The organism is Ruegeria sp. C5, assembly GCF_056537605.1.
Map to the genome: position 1 here is coordinate 37,973 of NZ_JBQFRX010000006.1, position 23,341 is coordinate 61,313.

Consider the following 23,341-nt stretch of genomic DNA (forward strand, 5'->3'; position numbering starts at 1 on the left):
TTGCCAAGCGGGGTATCACCCCGCGCGGATGCAAACAATCCCAAGGCCGAAGGCGCCGACCGTTGTATTTGTTGATGACCCGCCCTCGCGCCGCCTCGGACAGGTTCGTTGCGCAACTGCCGGACCACATTCGGCCGCAAGTCGCGGTTATCCATTCACCCTTGTTAAAGATCGAACCGCTGGGTGTCATGGTTGAGTCCGATGATTCTGCTGGACTGATCTTTTCCTCGGCAAATGGCGTGAACGCCGCCGCCGTATTGAATGTGGAACGCAGCCTGCCCGCCTATTGCGTTGGTCCGGTGACCACGCAGGCAGCGCAGGCGGCAGGGTGGGATGCTCAGATGCTGGGTGCGACGGCCGAAGGGCTGGTGGCCAATCTGCTGAAACTCAAGCCAAACAGCCCGCTGCTGCATCTGCGCGGAGAACACAGCCGTGGCAACGTGGCCGCGCGTTTGACTGAATCCGGGCTGACCACCCGAGAACAGCCGATTTATCGACAGCAACTTCTGCCGCTGAGTGATGAGGCTTCCCACGCCGCCGAGGGTGATCAGCCCATCATCGCCCCGCTATTTTCACCCCGCACAGCGCGACAATTTGCCGATGTCTGGGCCGGATCTGCGCCTCTGTGGCTGGCCGCGATCAGCGAAGCCACAGCGGAACCCCTTAAAACACTGAGTTTCGAGCGGCTGAAGATCGCGGATGAACCGACCCCGGACAAAATGCAGAAAGCCGTGAAAAAACTCGTGAAACACGTGATGCGGGTTGAGAGCGCGCCGGGTGCAGATTAACTTGGGTTAGTCTGTTGTTCATGTGTTTTGGGAATCGATAAGGGGATTAACGCGGTGGCTGATAAGAAGAAACCCGATCAGGAACCGGTCGAAGACCCCAGCGTCGAAGAGGTGGCAGAGGCCGCCGAGACCGAAAGTGATGCAGTCTCGGATGAGAAATCCGTTGACGCGGATAACGCTGCGGACGAATTGACTTCCGAAGCCGAAGCCGAAGCCGAAGCCGAAGCCGAAGCCGAAGCCGAAGCCGAAGCCGAAGCCGAAGCCGAAGCCGAAGCCGAAGCCGAAGCCCTGAACAGGGCCGAGCCGACCGAAGAAAAGGTGATCGAACGCACAGTCGAAAAACGCGGTGGGTTTGTTCCGGCTTTGTTGGGCGGGGTTATTGCTGCTGGCCTCGGATTTGCTGTAGGCAACAGCGGGTTATTGTCTCAAGGAGCAGATAGCTCGGACGCAATTTCCGCACTCGAGTCGAAGCTGGCGGAACAATCCGATCAGATTGCCCAACTGACAAAAACTCTTGCTAAAGGCCCCGATGTCTCGGGCTTGTCAGATCAGATCAAGGCGTTGTCGGATAAGCTTGCTCCGGTCGAAAGCGATCTGACTGCCGTGAAGAGCAGTGTCGATGGCCTGACCGGCAAGGTCGACCCGCTTGAGGAACGCCTGACCGCGCTTGAGAAGCAGCCGCTTGAAGCAAATGTCTCGCCCGAGGCCACAGCCGCGTTCGAGGCAGAATTGAAGAAACTACAGGATTCTCTGGCCGCTCAGCGTAGCGAAGTGGAAAAGATGGTCTCAGACGCGCAGGCTTTAGAGGCTAAAGCTTCGGCCGAGGCGCGCGCGGCGACCAACGCTGCCATCCTGTCGCGTTTGCATGGTCAATTGGATGCCGGTCAACCCTATGAAGATTTGGTCTCTGAACTGAAAGCCGGTGGTGTCGATGTACCCGATGCCTTGGCTGCGTCTTCGAAGGACGGAGTTGAGACGCTTTCGGCGCTGCGCAGCTCGTTTGCCCCCGCAGCCCGCGCCGCACTGGCGGATGCCCGTGATGCCGATAAAGGCACAGGCTTGGTTGCTTTCTTGCAGCGCCAGACAGGCGCGCGGTCGGTGACCCCGCAAGAGGGCGACGATCCGGACGCGGTCCTGTCGCGTGCTCAGGCAGCGTTGGCAGATGGTGATGTCTCAAAGGCACTGACCGAATTGAAATCCCTGCCCGAAGCGGCACAAACCGCATTGGCGGATTGGGAGCAGGCGGCGCAGACACGGGCCTCTGCCGTCGAGGCCGCAAACACGCTTGCTTCAAGCCTGAACTCGAACTGAAGGACCTGCCATGCTGTGGTCATTGTTAAAGATCCTTGTTTTTGTTGCGATTATCGGCCTGCTGGCCATGGGAGCCGGGTTCTTGATGGAATCATCCGGCGGCGTGCAGATCACCGTCGCAGGCACCGAATACACACTGGGCCCGCTGCAATCAGTGATCGCGCTGGGCGTGCTGGTGTTTGCGGTCTGGTTGTTCTTCAAGCTGCTTACGCTGCTGATCGCCACGCTGAAATTCCTAAACGGTGATGAAACCGCCCTTTCACGTTATTTCGATCGCAGTCGGGAAAAGCGGGGATATCAGGCTCTGGCGGACGGGTTGATGGCGCTGGCCTCGGGTGAGGGGCGCGTGGCAATGACCAAGGCCCATAAGGCCGAGAAGCTGCTGAACAATCCGGAACTGACCAATTTGCTGGTGGCGCAGGCAGCCGAGATGACCGGTGATACCAAGAAAGCGTCCGAGACTTACAAGAAGCTGGTCACCAACAACGCCACGCGATTTGTCGGTGTGCGCGGGATCATGAAGCAAAAGCTGGCCGAAGGCGATGATGAAACCGCGCGCAAGCTGGCCGAGAAGGCTCTGGCCCTCAAACCCCGGCATGAAGAAACGCAGGATGTGCTGTTGAACCTGCAGACCAAGGCGCAGGATTGGGCCGGTGCGCGGTCCACGTTGACCTCGAAGCTGAAGGCCGGGTATTTGCCGCGCGATGTGTTCAAGCGGCGCGACGCAGTCCTGGCTTTGTCCGAGGCCAAAGTGCTGCTGGACGACACGGCGACGGTCGAACAGCAGGAACATGCGATTGAGGCAAACCGCCTTTCACCCGATCTTGTCCCGGCAGCCGCCATGGCCGCGCGCGCCTATATCGAAAAGGGCAAACCGCGTGCAGCAACCAAGATTCTGAAAAAGGCGTGGGAAGTACAACCTCACCCGGATCTGGCCCATGCCTTTGCCGAGATTGTGCCAGACGAAACACCTGAACAGCGGATCAAGCGGTTCACCGCTTTGACCCGCGTTCATTCAGAGAATATGGAAACACGCCTGATCTTGGCCGAGCTGAACATTGTAGCCGAAGACTTCCCCGAAGCCCGTCGCGCGCTGGGTGATGTTGTCGAAAAGCAGGGGGATGCACGGGCCTACACGCTGATGGCTGCGATTGAACGGGGCGAGGGCGCCTCGGACGCGGTGGTTCAGGGTTGGCTGGCCAAGGCGTTGAACGCACCGCGCGGGCCGCAATGGGTCTGCACCAATTGCCACGACATTCAGCCTGAATGGGGACCGGTGTGCCAGAACTGCGGCAGCTTCGATACGCTCAGTTGGCAGACGCCTCAGACGCCCGAGATTGCTAGTGTGACGGGTGTGCACATGCTGCCTCTGATCGTTGGCGCGCTTGAGGATCAATCAGAGGCTGAAGAGGCAGAGGAACCTGAAGAAAGTGCTGAAGAGTCACTTGAAGAGCCGGTCGAAGAGGACATGATCGAGGGAAAGGCCGAGCCGGTCACGGAGGAAGTCGCGCGACAGACTTAACGCGCGGTCTCGGCGTTGAAAGCGTCGTTCCGCAGCTTAAACAGCCCGGCTCACCGATTTTGATCAAGGGCGACCAAAGCCATTATGTGCTATCGGCTGTCGTAGGCGACACCGGCACACAAGACGACTAAACCGATCCCGGCGGGTTTTGCACGTCCAGATAACGTTCGGCCGGAATCCTCACGAGACCTTTGATCCCCAAGGCAGTACGATCCGCATCATCCAACTGCGCAATTGCCCGTTCAACCGCTGTAAAAATCGCTTGCTGATCGTTACCCTCCGCAGTGATCAAAGGCAGGCTAGGCGTCGGGTCCGTCCACTCTAACACCCGCAGAGATGCGGCAAACTCTTCATACTCAGCCATCAATCGCCAAGAAACCGCATCAAGGGCGGCGATATCTGCGTGACCTTCCGCAACGGACTGCGCCGACTTCAGGTGACCTTTGGTTTGCACACGGTGCTTGAACCAGAAGCCATGCGGCTCAAGATGCCAATAAGGCGCGGCGTAGCCAGATTGCGAAAATGTCTGGTTGTAAGCGAACACCGCTTCCCGAAACGCCATCAGATTTGTGCGTGGATCATCGGCGCGCACGACCAGAGCACTGCGGTAATAGCCGGGCGGACACCCGTCGAGACCATAGTCTGGCGTGCCAACCAACGCGACCTTATCGTGTAGCCATGTCCGGTACGGCATGCCGCAAGTCTGGCTCAGCACCAGTTCCGGGTGCTGCCAGACCGAGAATTCCTCGACGTCCTGCGACAGATGCTCAGGGCTCTCGATCCCGGCGCGGTTCAGATTGTCACGGATGAGGTTCCAGTATCGCAGATGTGCCTCATCAAGCTGAGGGCGGGCATACATCATCAGGCTTGCGATCATTGCATCTGCCCGAACAGTTCATACAGCTCTATCGTGGTTTTCACGCCGACCTTCTGCTGGATGCGCCCGCGATGAATTTCTACCGTGCGGGGGCTGATACCCAAGGCAGTTGCGATCTCCTTGCTCGACGTGCGCGCGGGGTGGGTCAGAATGTGTTGCAGGACCTGCTCCTCGCGGTCGGTCAAAAGTCTGCGCTTATCCGCAAGCATCTGACGTCGCGATTTCTCGGCGCGCAGACGGTCGCCTATTTCAAACGCGGCCTGTATCCGTTCGATCAGCACCTGCAGGTCAAAGGGTTTTTCCAGAAAATCAATTGCACCCGCCTTGGTGGCCCGCACGGATTCCGGAATGCCGCCATGACCCGAGATGAAAATGACCGGTATGGTCGACTCGCGCCGGTTCAGATGTTCCTGCAATTCCAGCCCGTCCATGCCGGGCATGCCATAGTCCAGGATCAGGCAACCTTTTGCGTCCTCATGCACCTGATTCAGAAATGTCTGCGCATCGGCAAAATGCTCGACCCGTAGTCCGCGTTTGCTGAGCGACCGAGATAAGGCGACGCGCACATCTTCATCGTCATCGACGATATAGACGACCAGCGGCTCAAAGGTCATGCGTGATCCTCCTTGGGCTGATCGCGGCGCTGCAGGGTGAAACAGAAGCGCGCCCCGGACGTCTCAGTAGGCTCGTACCAAATGGCTCCGTCATTGGCTTTGACGATGGTCCGACAAATGGACAGGCCCAGCCCCATCCCGTCGGTCTTCTGGGTGTCAAACGAGTTGAACAAGGTGACACCATCGCTAATCCCGGGCCCGTTATCCTCAACCCGCACCTCGACCAGTTCATCGCTGGTCTTTGTAGTGATGGTGATTTTACCCTTGCCATCCGGATCCAGGGCCAAGGCGTCGATCGCGTTGCGCAACAGGTTAACCAGAACCTGAGCGATCTGCGTCCGGTTTCCGATGACAAGAGGAAGGTCGGTTTCTTCATAAAGCAGCTTGATCTCGTGTAACTTCGCCTCGGCGTCCATCAGGCTGACGGTTTGCTGGATCAGCCCGTTCAGTTCAAACGGAGTCTGACGTCCGCGATCCTTACGCACCACATCACGCAGGGCGCGGATGATGTCGCCCGCACGGCGCGACTGGCGGTCGATATCCGAAAGGATTTCTATAACCTCAGGATCGGGATCGCCGATTTCATCCAGCGTGATCTTCGCGGCGTCGACATTATAGGAAATCGCGCTTAGCGGTTGGTTCAGCTCATGCGCCAGCCCCGAGGCCATCTCGCCCATCAGGTTGACCCGTGCCACATGGGACAGATCGCGGCTGAGGCGGCTTACTTCATCCTCGGCCTGCTTTCGATCGCTGACGTTGTCGATAATGGCAACCGCATGATCAGGGGTACCGCTTTCATCGCGGATGAGGATGGCATTGACCCGCAACCAGATGGGGGATCCGTCTTTTCGAATAAACTGGTTCTCGGCGATGAACTCGGAATCCTGCAGAAGGGTTTCGCGAAACTTGACCGCGATCTGCTGTTCATCTTCCGGCAGGATGTCGGCCAGCGTCATCTTCTCCAATTCATCCGGCTGATATCCCATGATATCGCACAGCTGTTCGTTGGTCCGCAGAAACCGCCCCGTTTCGGGCGAGATCTGCGCCATCCCGCGCGAGGCCAGATCGAAGGTGCGGCCATAGGCGGTTTCGAACCGTTGCCGTTGCCGAACTTCCTGAGTCAGAGCCGCACCGGTATCTTCCAGCTCGCGATAGGGGCTGTGCAGGCCTTCTTCGGTGGTGATCTCTCCGCTGCGCAATTGCTGGCTCTGGCTGGCGAAGGTGCGCACAGGGGCATAGATCCGGTCGGCCATGGCCAAACCAATTGCGCCCGTCAGAATGGCAATGGCAAGCGCGATCCAGACGCCTTGCGTCCGGTTCTTCTTGATCTCGCCAATAAAGTTGTCCTCGGCCGCATAAAGCCCGATCAACCAACGCAGCCCCGGCTCGGACACCTCGATCAGCATCGCCACATAGTCCTGACCGTTCAGCTGGAAATCGGTATGAACCGGTCCTTCCGTGTCGCTCAGACCGGTTTGCACGACATCTCCGAACGCCTTTTGCGCGATGGGGTCTGCGATTTGGTCCACACGCGTCAGCTCGGGCGCTTCCATATGTGCTTCCTGCCGGATCAGCACCAGCGTTGGATGCGCCAGCACCGCGCCATTTTCGTTCAGAACCAGCGCGGCACCGCGTCGTTCCGACCAGATGTCCAGCAGGAACCCCGACAGGGCGTCGATCTGGATATCGACACCCAAAATGGCACGGATAGCTCCGGTATCGTCCAATATGGGGACACTATAAGTGATTCCCGGCTGGCGCGTGGTGAAGAAGATATAAGGCTCTGTCCAGATCGGTGCTTTGGCTTCGGTCACCATTCTGAACCAGGGCCGGGTGCGCGCCTCATAGGTGTCAGTCTGGGTAGTGGCCGTTTCCAGCAATGTGAACTGATCGTTGCGCCATTGGAAATCGGCGGGATGTTCCGCGGTGCCGGGCAGGAATGGCGGAACGAACTTGGTGCGATAGCGTCCGGGCTCTTCCGCGCGCATGACATAGACAAACCTGCCCGTCGCATCGGCCAGATACATCCCTGCGAGTTGAGGCGCGACCTGTAGCTGCTGAAAAAAATGGCTTTCCAATACGCCAGGATCGCTGATTTCCAGTACGTCATTTTCAGCAAGTCGCCGAGTTGCATCCAAGGCCTGCCGGGCGGGGTTCAGAAAACTTTTGACTTGGCCGATGACATTGACACTGACTTCGTTCAGCGATGTTCGGGATTGCCGCAACAGCGCGTTCTCCGAGCTGACAAAGGTCGACAGGATCACCGAAAGGATGGCGATGAACTGCAGCCCACCCAAACACAGCGCAAGCGTGGCGCGCAGCGATCTTCGCCTGCGGGCTGGCTCAGTGTGGTCCTGGCGTATTTCTTGTTGCCCTGCGTAGTTCAATTCTTGTCCAAACGACCTTCTGCACGGGTCGGTATCACAGTCACAGAATGTGATCAGTTACCCTCTTTCCCCTATATCTGAATCCAAGCCTATACGTAATCTACCGTATAGACACCTGCTGTTTGGTTTCGCTTTCCTCTTTATCATCGGGGGGCCTGATTCCAGTGCGATTTTTTCTGTTGTGTTCTGAAAGGTTTCAGGCACCCCACAGATCAAAAAAGACTGACAACAGGAGTGTCAAAGTGTTCAAGAAAACCTCAATCACCGCATTTGCTGCGGCGGCCCTGATGGCACCAGCGGCATATGCTGAAGAATTTATCACGATCGGAACTGGCGGCGTTACGGGTGTCTATTACCCGACGGGTGGCGCGATCTGCCGTCTGGTCAACAAGGGCCGGAAAGAGCACGGGGTCCGGTGTTCGGTGGAGTCGACTGGGGGGTCGGTTTACAACATCAACACCATTCGCGAAGGCGAGCTTGAGTTTGGGGTGGCACAGTCGGACTGGCAGTACCACGCGTTCAACGGCAGCTCGAAATTCGAAGAAGCCGGCCCGTTTGAGAACCTGCGTGCCGTGTTCTCGGTACACCCAGAGCCGTTCACGGTTGTGGCGCGTGCCGACGCGGGTATCTCGAATTTCGAAGACCTGAAGGGCAAACGCGTCAATATCGGCAATCCCGGTTCCGGTCAGCGTGGCACCATGGAAGTGCTGCTGGGCGAAATGGGTTGGACCACCGACGATTTCGAACTGGCGACCGAGCTGAAGGCGGCTGAACAGTCCGCTGCCCTGTGCGACAACCAGATCGATGCGATGGTTTACACCGTTGGTCACCCATCGGGTTCGATCCAGGAAGCAACCACCGCCTGTGACTCGGTTCTGGTGAACGTCAGCGGCGACGCGGTTGACAAGCTGGTTGGTGACAACTCCTTCTACCGTACCGCAACCATCCCAGGTGGCATGTATCGTGGTTCGGATGGTGACACCTCGACATTTGGTGTTGGTGCAACCTTCGTGACTTCGGCTGACGTGTCGGAAGACGCGGTTTATGCGGTTGTCAGCTCGGTCTTCGAGAACTTCGATGACTTCAAAAAGCTGCACCCGGCATTTGCCAACCTGAAACCAGAAGAGATGATTGCGGACGGCCTGTCGGCACCGCTGCATCCGGGTGCCGAGAAGTACTACAAAGAAAAAGGCTGGATTCAGTAACCAGACCTGACACGGGGCGCCTTTCGGGGCGCCCCGATTCATATCCGGGCTAAACCGGAGACAAGACGGCCGCAAAAACCAAGGCCGAAGGACAGGGAGATACCAACATGAGTTCCGACACACAGGGCAATCGCCCTCTTTCCGAAGAAGAGCTTCAGGAACTGGTTGCCTCATCAGATGCAGGCGCGCGTGATCCGGCGGGAAATGTCGGGCTGTTTCTGGCGATCGTTGCGGTTTTGTGGTCGGTGTTTCAGGTCGTTCTGGCCTCTCCCCTATCGAATTATCTGCTGCCGGGCAGTGTAGTGAACAACTCACGCCAGATTCATCTGGCCTTTGCGATGTTCCTGGCCTTTTCGGCATATCCGGCGCTGAAATCCAGCCCGCGGAACTACATCCCGATTCAGGATTGGATCATGGGGATCGTGGGCGCATTTCTGGCCCTCTATGGCTATTTCTTCTATCAAAAGATCGTCGATGCGGGCGGTCTCGCAGACGATACGGACAAGTGGTTTGCTCTTGTTGGCCTGCTGTTGTTGTTCGAGGCCGCGCGTCGCGCGCTTGGCCCGGCAATGGCGATCATCGCTACGATCTTTCTGGCCTACGTCTTCTTCGGTTCCTCCGAGTGGGTGCCCGAGGTGATCCGCTGGAAAGGTGCCAGCCTGCAAAAGGCGATGAGCCATATGTGGATCACGTCCGAAGGCGTCTTTGGCATCGCGCTGGGCGTGTCGACCAAGTTCGTCTTCCTGTTCGTGCTGTTCGGCGCGCTTTTGGATAAGGCGGGCGCGGGCAATTACTTCATCAAGATGGCCTTTGGCGCGCTGGGGCACCTGCGCGGTGGCCCGGCCAAAGCGGCTGTTGTTGGTTCTGCGGCGACCGGCCTGATCTCGGGCTCGTCCATTGCGAACGTTGTCACGACCGGCACCTTCACTATCCCACTGATGAAGCGTGTGGGCTTTTCCAGCGAACAAGCGGGCTCGGTTGAGGTCGCTTCATCCGTGAACGGCCAGATCATGCCACCGGTGATGGGCGCTGCTGCCTTCCTGATGGTGGAATATGTAGGCATCTCATACGTTGAGGTGATCACCCACGCCTTCCTGCCCGCTGCGATTTCTTACATCGCGCTCGTCTACATTGTACACCTTGAAGCGGTGAAGCGGAACATGCCGACGCTGGGCGACCGCGTCGTTTCGATGGGGCGCACAATCGGTGGAATGGCGCTGTTCTTCGTGGGCTTTGCCGGGCTGTGTTACGGCATCCAATACCCGATCAAGGCCATTGTCGCGCTCATGCCCGATGCGTCGGGGCTGGTCCTGTCGGCTCTGATCGTGCTGGCCTATCTGTTCCTGCTATGGCTGGCTTCCGGAGTAGAGGACTTGGTTCCGGATGACCCCAACGCCAAAGAGGTCGAGCTGCCGGTGATCGCCGAGATCTACAAGGCCGGTCTGCATTACCTGCTGCCGATCATCGTGCTGGTCTACTTCCTGATGATCGAACAGAAATCACCGGGCCTATCAGCCTTCTGGGCGACTTCGCTGTTGTTCGTGATCCTGCTGACGCAGAAACCGCTCAAGTCGATCTTCCGGGGTGAAAGTGACTCCGCGAATGCCTTCAAGGCCGGTGTCGTCGACCTGTGGAACGGGCTGATCGACGGCGCGCGCAACATGATCGGTATCGCGCTGGCGACCGCCACCGCGGGCGTGATCGTGGGCACCGTAACGCTGACCGGAGTGGGTCAGGTGATGGCTGATCTGGTCGAGTTCCTGTCGGGTGGCAACCTGATCGCCATGCTGGCGCTGGTCGGTCTTCTCAGCCTGATCCTCGGAATGGGCCTGCCGACCACGGCGAACTACATCGTCGTCAGCTCGCTGATGGCGGGTGTGGTTGTCGAACTGGGCGCGCAGGATGGGCTGATCGTGCCGCTGATCGCGGTGCACTTGTTCGTCTTCTACTTCGGCATCATGGCTGATGTGACACCGCCCGTGGGTCTGGCGAGCTTTGCGGCCGCCGCCGTTTCTGGTGGGGATGCGATTAAGACCGGTTTCACCGCCTTCTTCTACAGCTTGCGCACCGTGGCACTGCCTTTCGTGTTCATCTTCAACACCGATCTGTTGCTGATCGATGTGGGCTGGGTACAGGGCATCTTGGTGGCCGTCTCTGCGACCATCGCGATCCTGATCTTCACCGCAGGTACCATGGGCTGGTTCCTGACCAAGAACCGCATCTATGAAAGCGTGGCGCTGATTCTGATCGCCTTTGCGCTGTTCCGTCCGGATTTCTTCATGAACCGCATCGCACCGCCCTTTGCGCAGATCGAACCGGCACAGCTGACACAGGCCGTGGGTGAGGCCGCACCCGGCAGCACCATGCGGATTGAGGTCGCAGGTCCGGACTTTGACACTGGCAATATGACCGAAACCACCGTTGTTCTGGACATTCCGGAAGGAGCCGACGGTACAGCACGCGTTGACGCTTTGGGCCTGATGACGCTGCAAGAGGATGGTCTGGTCAAGCTTGACGAGCCGATGTTCGGTACGCCGGTCGCGGATGAGCTGGATATGTTTGACTATTATGCTGACGATGCCGTTCGCATCACCAGCATTCAGGCCCCGCAAAGCCAGCCCGCGAAAGAGCTGATCTTTATCCCGGCGCTGATCCTGTTGGGTCTTGTCGCCTTCCTCCAGCGCGGCCGTGCCGCAAAACAGGGAGAACCCGCATGACCCAGGCAATTCTGTGCGCCGTGGATATCAGCAATGGCGATCTTGATGTTTCTGTCCTTGAACGCGCCGCAGCGCTGGCCGAAATGGATGGCGCGCGGCTGGATGTCGTGACCGTGACACCCGACTATGGCGAAGGTTTCGTCAGCAGTTTCTTCGAGCCCCACCACCACGAAAAGGTGATTGAAGAGGCTCATGAAAAGCTGGTCGCCCTCTGCGCCGCCACGCTGGGGGAAGAGCGCAACGCCAAGGTCCGTCATGTGGTGGCAACTGGCAGCGCCTATCAGGAGATCCTCAAAACCGCGGAAGGCGCGGGCTCGGACTTGATCGTGATCGGCGCGCATAAGCCTGACTTGAAGGACTATTTGCTCGGTCCGAATGCGGCGCGGGTCGTGAGGCATTCGCACACGTCAGTATATGTTGTGCGGTAAATCGATCGGATTTAAGCTGAGAATCTGCCATTTGAAGTTTGTTACTCAGTAGCCAATCTCGCAGATCCTTACCGGGAGATTTCTATGATGAAGACATTCATGAAAACCGGCGCCGTACTGGCGTTGGGTGTTGTCGCTTGCGCGGCCAATGCGCAGGACCCTGCGCCGGAATATGGCTATGGTTGGGAGGACAAAAACTCGGTGACTGGCACCGAGTTCATGGTCTCGGCCGCCAATCCCATTGCTGCCAAAGCCGGATATGATGTGCTGGCCGCAGGTGGCACAGCGGCAGATGCGATGATTGCCGTGCAGCTGATGCTCAATCTGGTTGAACCGCAATCATCGGGCATCGGCGGTGGTGCGTTCATGCTGTATTGGGACGCGTCGGCCAAGACACTGACCACCTTTGATGCGCGCGAAAAGGCCCCCGCGAAAGCCACGCCTGAACGGTTCCTGTTGCCGGACGGGGAAAAGATGCCGTGGCCCGAAGCTGTTGTAGGCGGACAATCTGTTGGCGTTCCGGGCATTCTGCGCCTGATGGAAGTGACCCATAACCTCTATGGCAAGAAAGACTGGGCCTCGCTGTTCCAGTCTACCATCGATCAGGCCGAGCAGGGGTTTGAGGTTTCGCCCCGCATGGCAAACTCGATCCAAAGCACGATTGAACGTGAGCGCTCAGTCGGTGTGTTCCCGGCGGGCAAAGCGTATTTCTTCAACGAAGATGACACGCCGCTGCAGGCTGGAACCTTACTACGGAACCCCGAGTTTGCCGAAACCCTGCGCATTCTGGCCGCTCAGGGCGCAGGCGCCTTCTATAGCGGCCCCATCGCCGAAGATATCGTGGCGGCAGTGGATGCCACATCCAAGGTTGAAAACAACATCACGCTTGAAGATCTGGCCGACTACCGCGTCAAAATCCGCCCCGCCGTCTGCGCCGATTATCGCGGTTACGATGTCTGCGGAATGGGCCCACCAACCTCCGGCGGCCTGACCGTCGGGCAGATTCTGGGGATCCTCAGCAACTTCGACCTCGAAGGCACCGGTTGGAACGCCGAGATGGCGCATCTCTATGCCGAGGCCGCCAAGCTGGCCTATGCCGACCGCGCGCTTTACATGGCCGACGGTGATTTTATCGATGTACCGGTCAAGGGTCTGCTGGACACGGACTATCTAAAGCTGCGCTCGGAGATGATCGACCCTGCTGCAGCCAGCGAGAAGCGTCAGGCAGGTGAGCCGCCACGTGATCACACCGCCCTGTTTGCGCCCTCGCAAAACCCGGGTCGTCCCGGCACCAGCCATATCGTGATCCGAGATCAGTACGGCAACGCGCTGTCGATGACGACCACTATTGAGACCGCCTTTGGCAGCCGGGTTTTTGTGAGGGGTTTCCTGCTGAACAACGAACTCACCGATTTCGACCGCGCACCAAAGGATGGCGACCGTCTGGTGGCCAACCGCGTTGAGGGTGGCAAACGCCCGCGCAGCTCGATGTCACCAACCATCGTGATGAAGGATGGTGAGCCCTATCTGCTGATCGGCTCACCCGGTGGTAGCCGCATCATCAACTATGTGGCCAAAACGATCATTGCGATCCTGGATTGGGAAATGGACCCGCAGGATGCCATCGAAACCGGGCATTTCGTGCATCGCAACGGGTCTGCGATGGATCTGGAGCAGGGGACATCCGCTGCTGAATTCGCTGATGCTCTGACAGCCAAGGGGCATGAGGTCAAACAGGTCGATCTCAACAGTGGGCTTCACGCCATCCTGATCAAGGATGGCCAGCTGATCGGAGCGGCTGATCCGCGCCGCGAAGGCGTGGCACTAGGCCAATAAAGGCGAACTGCAAAAGGGCTGTTGGACAATTGTACCACGCAGCCCTTTTCTCTTGCTTTAACAGCGTACTCGTCCGATAGGGCGGTATGTTCAAAAGCCGCGCAATAACCTTCATTCTGATCACACTGATGATCGATGCCATCGGTATTGGCATCGTGTTCCCGATCATGCCCGACCTGATGGATCGCGTCGGTGCGGGCAATACCGGACAAGGAGCTTTTTGGGGTGGGCTGCTGATGGCCGCCTATGCCGGGGCGCTGTTCCTGTGCGGACCTATTGTCGGCAGCATTTCAGATGCGGTCGGGCGCAGGCCGATCCTGATCGCGGCACTGACCATGTTGGCGCTGGATTATGTGATCATGGCGCTGGCCGAAACATTCTGGCTGCTTCTTCTGGGGCGAACGCTCGCCGGGTTGGCCGGGGCGACCTATATTACCGCAACGGCTTACATCGCTGACATATCCTCACCGACTGAGAAGGCGGCGAATTTCGGTCTGATCGGGGCGGCCTTCGGGATTGGGTTTGTGCTTGGCCCAGCCATCGGCGGCATCGCTGCCGGGATCAGTATCACTGCGCCGTTCTGGATTGCCGCGGTTTTGTCCGCCGCCAACGCCCTGTTCGGCGTATTCGTCCTGCCCGAGAGCCTGAAACCAGAAAAACGCCGCCCCTTTGGCAAGCGCGACCTGAACCCGTTCAAATCGATCTTTGACTCCTTCCGCTTTCCGGGGCTGGCAGTGCCGCTGCTGTGCATTTTCATCTTTGAATTTGCTAACATGGTCTACCCCACCCTCTGGGCCTTCTGGATACGAGAGGTGTTTGGCTGGTCCACGCTGTATATCGGCCTGTCGCTGGCCGCATACGGCGTGCTGTTGGCCTTCGTCCAAGCCGGACTGATGCCGGTCTTCATTCGCTGGATCGGCGATTACCGAACCCTGCTGCTGGGGATGGTATCGGCATTGGTCGGAATGATCGGCTTTGGGTTTACCGTAACGGTTACGGCCCTTGTCATCTTTATTCTGCTTGCCGCGCTGTCCGACCTCGTGCCTGCCTTGATCACGGCTATGGCCTCGAACCAGGCGGACGAAGACCGGCAGGGCGTGGTGCAGGGAGTCATCGCGTCACTGTCTTCTGTCGCTGCGGTTCTGTCGCCTTTGGTGATGACCGGCATCTTTCAGGCGTCGGTCGATGGCGAAGGCACTTATATGCCCGGCGCACCGTTCTTTTTCTCGGCGGCTCTGGTCTTGGTGATGATGCCGTTGGTGTTCCGTCTGCGCGGGCACGCATCGGTCTGAAACGAAAAACGCACCCGCAGCGGACCGCGAGTGCGTTGAATTTTCAAGGCACGAGGCGCTTACTGAATTTCACCCATGCAGAGATACTTCATCTCAAGGAAATCCTCGATCCCGTATTTCGAACCCTCACGGCCCAGACCGGATTGTTTGACACCGCCGAACGGGGCGACTTCGGTCGAGATCAGGCCAGTGTTGATGCCCACCATGCCCGATTCCAGCGCCTCGGCCACACGCCAGACGCGCGCCAGATCACGGCTGTAGAAATACGAGGCCAGGCCGAACTCGCTATCATTGGCCATGGCAACCACGTCGTCTTCCTCTTCGAACTTGAACAGGGGCGCAACAGGGCCAAATGTTTCGTCCTTTGCTACAACCATGTCGCGGGTCACGCCGGTCAGAACGGTGGGTTCAAAGAATGTCCCGCCCAGAGCCGAACGTTTACCGCCCAATGTGACCGTTGCACCTTTGGATACCGCGTCCGAGATGTGTTCCTCGACCTTGGCGACCGCCGCGTCGTTGATCAGCGGGCCTGTGGTGACACCATCGCCAAAACCGTCGCCAATGTTCAGCGTTTTGGTCTTTTCGGCCAGCTTGGCAGCGAATTCATCATAGACGCCCGCCTGAACATAGATGCGGTTAGCGCAGACGCAGGTCTGACCGTTGTTGCGGAACTTGGCGATCATCGCGCCATCTACGGCAGCATCCACATCGGCGTCGTCGAAGACTATGAACGGCGCATTACCACCCAACTCCAACGACATCTTCTTGATGGTACCTGCGGCTTGACGCATCAGGATCTGACCCACCCGAGTCGATCCGGTAAAGGTGATCTTGGCAACCTTGTCGTTGGTGCAAAGCTCATTACCCACGCCCGAGCTATCTGTGCCCGGGATCACGTTGAACACGCCCGCCGGTATACCCGCACGTTCACCCAATACCGCCATCGCCGTCGCCGACAGCGGCGTCAGCGTCGCTGGGCGCGCCACAAAGGTACAGCCCACGGCCAGCGCTGGGCCAACTTTGCGCGCGATCATTGCGTTCGGGAAATTCCAAGGCGTGATTGATCCCACTACGCCCACGGGCTGCTTCAGCACCACGATGCGCTTGTCGCGCTGGTGGCCGGGGATGACGTCGCCGTATACACGCTTGGCCTCTTCCGAGAACCACTCGATAAAGGACGCGCCATATAGGATTTCACCGCGCGCCTCGGGCCAGGGTTTACCCATCTCGGCGGTCAGGATGGTTGCCAGATCGTCTGCGTTTTCGACCATCAGGTCGAACCATTTGCGCAGAATGGCGGCGCGTTCCTTGCCAGTCTGAGCAGCCCATTCCTTCTTCGCAGCGTAAGCTGCATCGATGGTCTGTGTTGTGCCTTCGATGCTGACATCTGTCACATTGGCGATCAGATCACCAGTCGCGGGGTTGTAGACAGGGAACGTTGCCTCACCTTCGACCCATTCACCGTTGATATAGGCGCGGGGTTCCAGAAGGCTGGGATCTTTCAGCTCCAGCTTGGTCACTTTGGTATCCAGCATGTTCAGGCTCCTTTGGCAGCGTCGATCGAGGCTTCGAGGATATCCATGGCCTCGGCGAAGATTTCGTCCTGCACCGTCAACGGCGCGAGGAAACGAATTACGTTCCCATATACGCCACATGTCAGCAGGATCAATCCACGCTTCAATGCCTCGACCCGTATGGCGTTTGCCATATCGGGATTCGGGGCGCTGCCGTCGGTCGTGTTGAACTCGGCCGCAACCATAAGGCCCGGACCACGAATATCTACGATCTCGGGCGTGCGGGAACGGATCGATTCCAGACGCTGTTTCAAGCGCGAGCCCAGCTCATTGGCGCGCGTGCACAGGTCTTCTTCCTCGATCACATCCATCACAGCATGGGCGGCGGCGATCCCCAGCGGGTTGCCGCCATAGGTTCCGCCCAAACCACCCGGGTGCGCGGCGTCCATCAGCTCGGCACGACCGGTGACGGCGGCCAGCGGCAGACCACCGGCCAGACCTTTGGCCATGGTGGTGATATCAGCAGAGACGTCATAAGCGTCCATCGCGAACAGGTTGCCGGTGCGGGCAAAGCCGGTCTGTACCTCATCGGCAATCAGAACGATGCCATGTTCGTCGCAAAGCGCGCGCAGACCACGCATCAACTCAGCCGGAGCGGGGTAGAAGCCACCTTCGCCCTGAACCGGTTCGATGATGATCGCGGCCACCCGGCCCGGATCAAGGTCGGCCTTGAACAGTTTAGTCAAAGCACCCAGCGAATCTTCGGTCGAGGTGCCATGCAGATCGATCGGGAACGGGACGTGATAGGTATCGGGCATCATCGCGCCGAAGCCCGCTTTATATGGCTGAACTTTGCCGGTCAGTGACATGCCCATGAACGTACGGCCGTGAAAAGCGCCGCCAAAGGCCACTACAGCCGGGCGGCCAGTGGCAGCACGCGCGATCTTGACGGCATTCTCGACCGCCTCGGCACCTGTAGTGACAAAGACGGTTTTCTTAGTGAAGTCGCCGGGCACCTTCTCGTTCAGGCGCTCGGCCAGACGGATGTAATTCTCATAAGGCAGAACCTGATGGCAGGTATGGGTGAAGTTTGCGGCCTGTTTCTGAACAGCCTCCATCACCTTGGGGTGGCAATGCCCGGTGTTCACAACGGCGATGCCTGCGGCGAAATCGATATAGCGTTTGCCTTCGACATCCCAGACTTCGGAATTCACGGCACGGTCCACATAGACTTGCGTTTGCATCCCCACGCCCTGCGCGATCGAGGTATTCCGGCGTTCAGCAATCTGAGCGTTCAGCATCTTGCGTCCTTTCCCGTTTCCGGGCGCTGTGCCCGTATGTTTGACTGCGCGACTGTAGTATCTGGGCCTGCAAGCGAAAGCCTGTTTCTTGTGATTCATAAGCCATTGATTTACCGTCGCGGCAGGATCAAGTGTTGCGGATACTGAACATGAAGAACACCAGCCAAGAGGATTTGACCCTCGGACTGCGCCTGCGAACCTTGCGAGAGCGTGCAGGCTTATCTCAGCGGGCGCTGGCCAAGAAGTCGGATGTGCCGAACTCAACCATCTCACTGATCGAGTCGGGCAAGATGAATCCATCGGTTGGTGCGTTACGGCGTATTCTGCAAGGCATACCGATTGGCATGTCCGATTTCTTTTCCTTCGAAATCCAACCTGAGCAGACAGTGTTTTACGCCTCGGAAGAACTTACTGAGATCGGAAAGGGTGGGCTGTCTCTGCGGCAGGTAGGATCAAACCTGCATGGTCGCGCGATGATGATCTTGCAGGAAACTTACGAGTTAGGGGCTGACACCGGTCGCGTGATGTACGGGCATGAGGCGGAAGAGGGCGGTATTGTCATCTCGGGTCGGGTGGAGGTGACCGTGGGCGATAAGCGCAAGGTACTGGGACCAGGCGATGCTTATTATTTCGACAGTCGCACCCCGCACCGGTTCAGGCAGGTCGGCCCCGAAGTTTGCCGGGTCATCAGCGCCTGTACTCCGCCTACATTCTAAGCATCACGGCAGAAATTTCAGCACTATGCATCATAGTGTTGCAGTATCTCCTGGTTTGATCCACAGTATGATGCATAGTGCGGGAAATTCCTGCAGATAATCCAGGGTGTCCGCCGCCCAATTCAGAGAGTACCGGAATGAAAAAGAAACCTGCCACTCTGCCACGTGGCTATCGCACCTGCACCGCATCGCTTGCCGTCGCCGACGTCGATGCCGCGCTAACTTTCTACGAAAGCGCCTTTGATGCGAAGATACAGGCCTATGACGCGGATGAGACCCCCGGCTTTGCCTCGATCAAGATCGGCAACTCGATGCTGTTTGTCACCGCCGGATGGGGTGCGCACGGCCCCGCCATTCCGGGCACAGTTACTCCGATTGGGCATCATATGTATGTCGAAGATGTGGACACTGCCCTTGCAGTCGCGTTGGAAAGCGGTGCCAGCCTGATCGCTGAGGCGGCGGACACCTATTGGGGCGAACGCTGCGCCACGATTGCCGATCCGTTTGGTCATGTCTGGACGTTGGCGACCCGCGTCGAAAACCTGAAGCCAGCGGATATCAGTGAACGGCGCAAAGCGCTGCTGGACGCGGCGCAGATCGAGGCTGCATGAACGACGCCCCCCTTCCCACATTCACGATCCGTCAAAACGATCTGGCCATTCTCGCGGCTGAGGGTCGCATCGGCGACTATCCGGTCGCCGTTCGCACGGCGCGTGAGGTGATCAGCGGCGGCTTTGCCAACCACTCGACGCATCCCAATACCTGGACTGTATACTTTCTGGTCGATGGCCAATGGGCGCTGGTCGAATCCACGCGCGGGCTGCGGCGGGAGTGGTCCAGCCTTGATCGGCTTGAGAAATGGCTGCGCAGTTGCGGATTCCGGTTCTTCTGGGTTCGCAACGACATCGATTTTGTGGAACCGCAGGCAGAAGATACCGCCGAGGAAGCCGCAGTATGAGGGCAGTCGCCTCGGAAAACCATAGCCTGAGGACAGCAGGCTTGCGTGACCACACGGTTTTATGTTCCGATGAAGAACGCCGGATCAAATCGGCGGTCGCAATCGGCAAGAAAATGAGAAGAAACGAAAAATGACCCCTTTTGCGATAACCGGAATCCAGATGCATGTCGGTGCGTTGCAGTCGAATGTCGACGCGATGCTGCACCGGATCGACATTATGATGGCGCGGTTCCCTTGGACCCAGATGGCCCTGTTCAGCGAACTGGCGCCTTATGGTCCGCTCGACCGGTTTGCCCAGCCCTTTCCCAATGACGACCTGTCGCGCTTTCAGGATGCCGCTCGGCGTTATGGGATCTGGCTGATCCCCGGTTCGATGTTCGAAAAGCACGAAGATGGACGGATTTTCAACACCTCGGTGGTGATCAATCCCGAAGGTGAGATCGTCTCAAAATACTCCAAGATGTTCCCGTTCAAACCTTATGAACAGAACATCGCATCGGGTACCGAATTCTGCATCTTTGATGTGCCGGATGTGGGCCGGTTTGGCCTGTCGATCTGCTACGACATCTGGTTCCCCGAAACCACCCGCCACCTGACCAGCCAAGGGGTCGAGGTTCTTCTGCACCCGGTTCTGACCGGCACAACCGACCGCGAGGCCGAGCTGTCGATCGCCAAGGCGACCGCTGCGCAGTTCCAATGCTATGTGTTTGACGTGAACGGGCTGGCCGCCGGGGGCGTGGGCCGCTCACTGGTCGTTGATCCCTCGGCCACCGTGCTGCACCAGTCGGCGGGACAGGAGGATATCTTCCCTATCGAGATCGATCTTGATCAGGTCCGTCGCCAACGCGAGGTCGGACTGAAAGGTCTGGGGCAGGTTCTCAAAAGCTTCCGCGACCGCGAGGCGGAGTTCCCGGTCTATGACCGTACTAGCGGGGCGGATGCCTATCTGCACACGCTCGGCCCGCTGCGCATTCCGCAGAAAGGCGACGTTGCGGGCGTCGCTGCATCCGACCCCAGAACGGCGCTGGGATATACTGAAGACGCCGCGACCAAGCCCGACAATCTGTATCTCTACAAAGGGCGCTCTGGCACAGACTGATACCGGCCCAGCTTTTCGGTATCGGCAGAAAGGAAAAATTTCATGCACGGCATTTCCGATAGCGAAAAGCTCCACACCATCTCGGACTACTACAGCGCCTCGCAACTGAGGGCAGACCGATGGAGCGCGCTGCGGGAAACGGCCGAGTCTCTGGATCAGAGCGGTAACGAAAAAGATCGGGACCGGGCACGGCAGTTGCTGCAGGCGCTGGCCCCGATCGAGATGTATTTCGCTTTTCCGGGCGGATCGGCGTTCGACTATCTGCGTCGTTTGCTGGACCATGGAAACTTTGGCGATTTCTCAACCGCCGTGCGCCGGGTGTCGCGGGCGCTGACCTCAGGGGCGTATCGTCGCCGCTCGATCCCGCTGATAGCGGATGAGACCGAGGTTGATGAGTTCGAGGACGAGTCCACCCAAAGCCATGAAGCCCGCGCGCTGGGCCGCCCATATTTCGAGGTGATGATCGTTGACAAGGTCAACGAACATCAGGAACGGTTCCTGCAAACCAGCCTGCAACGGATGCGCCGCAGCGAAGATCCGTTTATTTATGAAACCGTTGTCGTTCCCAGTGTCGAGGATGCGCTGATCGGGGTTCTGTTCAACCAGAATGTACAGGCGGTCATTGTTCGCCCGGGCCTTAGCCTGAAGTCCAAGAACGAAACCAATGTTTTGGGCCGCTATATCAGCCTCTATGGCGAGGGCGCCGATCTTGATGCGCTGTCCCCCTCGGAATACGGCCCTGAAACCTGCCGCAGGATCGGCATGCTGCGCCCCGAGCTGGATGCTTATTTGATCACCGACCGTTCGGCGGAAGATATTGCCGGTCTCGATCTGGGCCTGTGCCGGCGGGTGTTCTACAATCAGGAAGACTTTCTGGAATTGCACCTGAACATCCTGCGTGGGGTGCAGCGGCGCTATAAGACGCCGTTTTTCACAGCGCTCAAGGAATATTCCAAACAGCCCACGGGCGTGTTCCACGCGATGCCGATCAGCCGGGGTAAATCGATTAGTCGCAGCCACTGGATTCAGGATATGGGGGCGTTCTACGGATCAAATATCTTCATGGCGGAAACTTCGGCCACGTCTGGCGGGCTGGATTCGCTGCTGGAGCCGAAGGGCCCGATAAAAGAGGCGCAAGAGGCTGCCGCACGCGCATTCGGCTCTAAACAGACGTTTTTTGCGACTAACGGCACCTCGACCTGCAACAAAATCGTTGTGCAAGCACTGGTACGGCCCGGAGATATCGTGCTGATCGACCGCGATTGCCACAAATCGCACCACTACGGCATGGTGCTGGCGGGGGCGAGCGTCGTCTATATGGACAGCTATCCGCTGCACGATTACTCGATGTATGGCGCGGTGCCAATCCGAGAGATCAAGCACAAACTGTTGGCCCTACGCGCTGCTGGGAAGCTTGATCGTGTGCGGATGGTGCTGCTGACCAACTGTACATTCGATGGCATCGTCTACAATGTGCAGCGGGTGATGCAGGAATGTCTCGCGATCAAGAAAGACCTGGTTTTCCTGTGGGATGAGGCGTGGTTCGCCTATGCAAGGTTTGCGCCCAATTCTCGTGTGCGCACGGCAATGCGGTCGGCCAATATCCTGCGCGAACAGTTCCGTTCGACGGAACATGCCGAGGCCTACGAGGCCCAACAGGCGGCTCTCGAAGGTGCAGATGACGAAACATTGCTAAACGCCCGCCTGATCGCGCCGCCTGACGCGCGGGTCCGGGTCTATGCGACGCAATCAACCCACAAGACGCTGACCTCATTGCGGCAGGGTTCGATGATCCATGTCAACGACCAGCAGTTCAAAGGCGCGGTGGAAGAAGCCTTTCACGAGGCCTATATGACCCACACCTCGACCTCGCCCAACTATCAGATCATCGCCTCATTGGATGTGGGCCGCAGGCAGGTCGAGATCGAAGGGTACGAGTTCGTCCAGCGGCAGGTCGAAAGCGCGATGGCGATCCGCCGGGCCGTAACGACCCATCCGCTGCTCAGGAAGTATTTCAAGCTGGTCACAGCGGGTGACATGATCCCCGAGCAATATCGCGAAAGCGGCATGACCAGCTATTTCGATCCCGATCAGGGCTGGGCCGATGTCTGGGATTGCTGGGCGCGGGACGAATTTGTTCTGGATGCCACACGTATCACGCTGCATGTGGGCGCGACCGGTTGGGATGGCGATACCTTCAAGACCAAGATCCTGATGGATAAATACGGCATCCAGATCAACAAAACCTCGCGTAATACCGTGTTGTTCATGACCAATATCGGCACCACGCGCAGTTCGGTCGCCTATCTGATCGAGGTGCTGGTCGAGATCGCCAAGGAACTCGACGATCTGATGGACGATGCGTCCAAGATGGAGAAGCTGGCCTTCGAAAAGCGCGTCAGCAACCTGAGCGAACACGTCCCACCTCTGCCCGATTTTAGTCGGTTCCACGATGCGTTCCGCTGTGAGGCAGGTACTGAAGCCGGTGACATCCGTACGGCGTTTTTCCTGTCCTATGACGAAGACAATTGCGACTATGTCGAACCCGACAAGGAGATGTTGGAACGGCTCGAAGCCGGGGAAGAGATGGTCTCGGCCACCTTCGTGATTCCCTATCCGCCGGGCTTTCCCATTTTGGTACCGGGGCAGGTGATCAGCCCCGAAATCCTCAAATTCATGCAGGAACTGGACGTCTCGGAAATCCACGGATTCCGTGCCGATCTGGGCCTGCGCATTTTTACCGAAGACGCTTTGAAGTCAGTAAAGAACCCCTAAG

18 protein-coding genes are annotated in these 23,341 nt (G+C 58.3%); 13 read left to right on the forward strand and 5 right to left on the reverse strand.

Annotated elements, in window-relative coordinates; genetic code table 11:
- Positions 1 to 74: 74 nt before the first annotated feature.
- The 3 genes from ACR0AW_RS17350 to ACR0AW_RS17360 are packed head-to-tail and all read left to right on the forward strand — an operon-like array spanning position 75 to position 3,621.
- Positions 75 to 788, forward strand: coding sequence for a uroporphyrinogen-III synthase (locus ACR0AW_RS17350; RefSeq protein WP_170733777.1), 714 nt, complete (start codon positions 75 to 77; stop codon positions 786 to 788).
- A gap of 54 nt (positions 789 to 842) precedes the next feature.
- On the forward strand, positions 843 to 2,099 hold the full coding sequence (locus ACR0AW_RS17355) for a COG4223 family protein (RefSeq protein WP_480707473.1): 1,257 nt from the start codon (positions 843 to 845) through the stop codon (positions 2,097 to 2,099).
- Positions 2,100 to 2,109: 10 nt separating this feature from the next.
- Positions 2,110 to 3,621, forward strand: a complete 1,512-nt coding sequence (locus tag ACR0AW_RS17360) for a heme biosynthesis HemY N-terminal domain-containing protein (RefSeq protein WP_170733779.1) — start codon at positions 2,110 to 2,112, stop codon at positions 3,619 to 3,621.
- A gap of 127 nt (positions 3,622 to 3,748) precedes the next feature.
- On the opposite strand, the gene ACR0AW_RS17365 is transcribed toward ACR0AW_RS17360, so the two are convergent.
- The 3 genes from ACR0AW_RS17365 to ACR0AW_RS17375 are packed head-to-tail and all read right to left on the reverse strand — an operon-like array spanning position 3,749 to position 7,499.
- Positions 3,749 to 4,498, reverse strand: a complete 750-nt coding sequence (locus ACR0AW_RS17365) for a PhnD/SsuA/transferrin family substrate-binding protein (RefSeq protein ID WP_170733780.1) — start codon at positions 4,496 to 4,498, stop codon at positions 3,749 to 3,751.
- Positions 4,495 to 5,112, reverse strand: a complete 618-nt coding sequence (locus tag ACR0AW_RS17370; protein ID WP_170397932.1) for a response regulator transcription factor — start codon at positions 5,110 to 5,112, stop codon at positions 4,495 to 4,497. Before ACR0AW_RS17370 ends, ACR0AW_RS17365 begins: the two co-directional genes overlap by 4 nt.
- Positions 5,109 to 7,499 carry an ATP-binding protein gene (locus tag ACR0AW_RS17375; protein ID WP_170733781.1) on the reverse strand — a complete coding sequence of 797 codons (2,391 nt, stop codon included), beginning with the start codon at positions 7,497 to 7,499 and terminating at the stop codon, positions 5,109 to 5,111. The genes ACR0AW_RS17370 and ACR0AW_RS17375 overlap by 4 nt, the downstream gene beginning before the upstream one ends.
- Positions 7,500 to 7,741: 242 nt before the next feature.
- Between ACR0AW_RS17375 and ACR0AW_RS17380 the strand changes: the two genes are divergently transcribed.
- The 5 genes from ACR0AW_RS17380 (at position 7,742) to ACR0AW_RS17400 (ending at position 14,977) form a co-directional block, all read left to right on the forward strand.
- Positions 7,742 to 8,704, forward strand: a complete 963-nt coding sequence (locus ACR0AW_RS17380; protein WP_170397937.1) for a TAXI family TRAP transporter solute-binding subunit — start codon at positions 7,742 to 7,744, stop codon at positions 8,702 to 8,704.
- A 107-nt stretch (positions 8,705 to 8,811) separates the two neighbouring features.
- Complete coding sequence (locus tag ACR0AW_RS17385; RefSeq protein ID WP_170733782.1) at positions 8,812 to 11,421, forward strand: TRAP transporter permease; 2,610 nt, start codon at positions 8,812 to 8,814, stop codon at positions 11,419 to 11,421.
- A complete protein-coding gene (locus tag ACR0AW_RS17390; protein ID WP_170733783.1) occupies positions 11,418 to 11,849 on the forward strand; it encodes a universal stress protein in 432 nt (143 codons plus the stop codon). Before ACR0AW_RS17385 ends, ACR0AW_RS17390 begins: the two co-directional genes overlap by 4 nt.
- 84 nt (positions 11,850 to 11,933) lie before the next feature.
- The gene (gene ggt, locus ACR0AW_RS17395; protein WP_170733784.1) at positions 11,934 to 13,685 is read left to right on the forward strand and encodes a gamma-glutamyltransferase; all 1,752 of its coding nucleotides are present in this window, start codon (positions 11,934 to 11,936) and stop codon (positions 13,683 to 13,685) included.
- An 86-nt stretch (positions 13,686 to 13,771) separates the two neighbouring features.
- Positions 13,772 to 14,977, forward strand: a complete 1,206-nt coding sequence (locus ACR0AW_RS17400) for an MFS transporter (protein WP_170733785.1) — start codon at positions 13,772 to 13,774, stop codon at positions 14,975 to 14,977.
- Between the two features lie 59 nt (positions 14,978 to 15,036).
- Here ACR0AW_RS17400 and ACR0AW_RS17405 read toward each other — a convergent pair whose 3' ends face one another.
- Together ACR0AW_RS17405 and ACR0AW_RS17410 are read right to left on the reverse strand one after the other, a co-directional pair.
- A complete protein-coding gene (locus ACR0AW_RS17405) occupies positions 15,037 to 16,512 on the reverse strand; it encodes an NAD-dependent succinate-semialdehyde dehydrogenase (RefSeq protein WP_480439551.1) in 1,476 nt (491 codons plus the stop codon).
- A gap of 2 nt (positions 16,513 to 16,514) precedes the next feature.
- On the reverse strand, positions 16,515 to 17,792 hold the full coding sequence (locus tag ACR0AW_RS17410) for a 4-aminobutyrate--2-oxoglutarate transaminase (RefSeq protein WP_170397954.1): 1,278 nt from the start codon (positions 17,790 to 17,792) through the stop codon (positions 16,515 to 16,517).
- Positions 17,793 to 17,941: 149 nt separating this feature from the next.
- Here ACR0AW_RS17410 and ACR0AW_RS17415 point away from each other — a divergent pair, with 149 nt between their 5' ends.
- The 5 genes from ACR0AW_RS17415 to ACR0AW_RS17435 all read left to right on the forward strand — a co-directional run bounded on the left by ACR0AW_RS17415 (position 17,942) and on the right by ACR0AW_RS17435 (position 23,340).
- A complete protein-coding gene (locus tag ACR0AW_RS17415; RefSeq protein WP_170733786.1) occupies positions 17,942 to 18,508 on the forward strand; it encodes a cupin domain-containing protein in 567 nt (188 codons plus the stop codon).
- Between the two features lie 137 nt (positions 18,509 to 18,645).
- Positions 18,646 to 19,119 (forward strand): VOC family protein, encoded by a 474-nt coding sequence (locus ACR0AW_RS17420; protein ID WP_170733787.1) that lies wholly within the window; start codon positions 18,646 to 18,648, stop codon positions 19,117 to 19,119.
- Positions 19,116 to 19,466 (forward strand): hypothetical protein, encoded by a 351-nt coding sequence (locus ACR0AW_RS17425; protein WP_170733788.1) that lies wholly within the window; start codon positions 19,116 to 19,118, stop codon positions 19,464 to 19,466. The genes ACR0AW_RS17420 and ACR0AW_RS17425 overlap by 4 nt, the downstream gene beginning before the upstream one ends.
- Before the next feature lie 130 nt (positions 19,467 to 19,596).
- Positions 19,597 to 20,565, forward strand: coding sequence for a carbon-nitrogen hydrolase family protein (locus ACR0AW_RS17430; protein ID WP_170594989.1), 969 nt, complete (start codon positions 19,597 to 19,599; stop codon positions 20,563 to 20,565).
- A 42-nt stretch (positions 20,566 to 20,607) separates the two neighbouring features.
- Positions 20,608 to 23,340, forward strand: a complete 2,733-nt coding sequence (locus ACR0AW_RS17435) for an aminotransferase class I/II-fold pyridoxal phosphate-dependent enzyme (RefSeq protein ID WP_170733789.1) — start codon at positions 20,608 to 20,610, stop codon at positions 23,338 to 23,340.
- Position 23,341: the final 1 nt, after the last annotated feature.

What these genes read in the sequence shown, in the direction of transcription:
- ACR0AW_RS17350 (WP_170733777.1), top strand. Translation starts at nt 75, where the DNA reads ATGACCCGCCCTCGCGCCGCCTCGGACAGGTTCGTTGCGCAACTGCCG.
- ACR0AW_RS17360 (WP_170733779.1), top strand. Translation starts at nt 2,110, where the DNA reads ATGCTGTGGTCATTGTTAAAGATCCTTGTTTTTGTTGCGATTATCGGC.
- ACR0AW_RS17365 (WP_170733780.1), bottom strand. Translation starts at nt 4,498, where the DNA reads ATGATCGCAAGCCTGATGATGTATGCCCGCCCTCAGCTTGATGAGGCA.
- ACR0AW_RS17370 (WP_170397932.1), bottom strand. Translation starts at nt 5,112, where the DNA reads ATGACCTTTGAGCCGCTGGTCGTCTATATCGTCGATGACGATGAAGAT.
- ACR0AW_RS17385 (WP_170733782.1), top strand. Translation starts at nt 8,812, where the DNA reads ATGAGTTCCGACACACAGGGCAATCGCCCTCTTTCCGAAGAAGAGCTT.
- ACR0AW_RS17390 (WP_170733783.1), top strand. Translation starts at nt 11,418, where the DNA reads ATGACCCAGGCAATTCTGTGCGCCGTGGATATCAGCAATGGCGATCTT.
- ggt (WP_170733784.1), top strand. Translation starts at nt 11,934, where the DNA reads ATGATGAAGACATTCATGAAAACCGGCGCCGTACTGGCGTTGGGTGTT.
- ACR0AW_RS17400 (WP_170733785.1), top strand. Translation starts at nt 13,772, where the DNA reads ATGTTCAAAAGCCGCGCAATAACCTTCATTCTGATCACACTGATGATC.
- ACR0AW_RS17405 (WP_480439551.1), bottom strand. Translation starts at nt 16,512, where the DNA reads ATGCTGGATACCAAAGTGACCAAGCTGGAGCTGAAAGATCCCAGCCTT.
- ACR0AW_RS17410 (WP_170397954.1), bottom strand. Translation starts at nt 17,792, where the DNA reads ATGCTGAACGCTCAGATTGCTGAACGCCGGAATACCTCGATCGCGCAG.
- ACR0AW_RS17415 (WP_170733786.1), top strand. Translation starts at nt 17,942, where the DNA reads ATGAAGAACACCAGCCAAGAGGATTTGACCCTCGGACTGCGCCTGCGA.
- ACR0AW_RS17420 (WP_170733787.1), top strand. Translation starts at nt 18,646, where the DNA reads ATGAAAAAGAAACCTGCCACTCTGCCACGTGGCTATCGCACCTGCACC.
- ACR0AW_RS17425 (WP_170733788.1), top strand. Translation starts at nt 19,116, where the DNA reads ATGAACGACGCCCCCCTTCCCACATTCACGATCCGTCAAAACGATCTG.
- ACR0AW_RS17430 (WP_170594989.1), top strand. Translation starts at nt 19,597, where the DNA reads ATGACCCCTTTTGCGATAACCGGAATCCAGATGCATGTCGGTGCGTTG.
- ACR0AW_RS17435 (WP_170733789.1), top strand. Translation starts at nt 20,608, where the DNA reads ATGCACGGCATTTCCGATAGCGAAAAGCTCCACACCATCTCGGACTAC.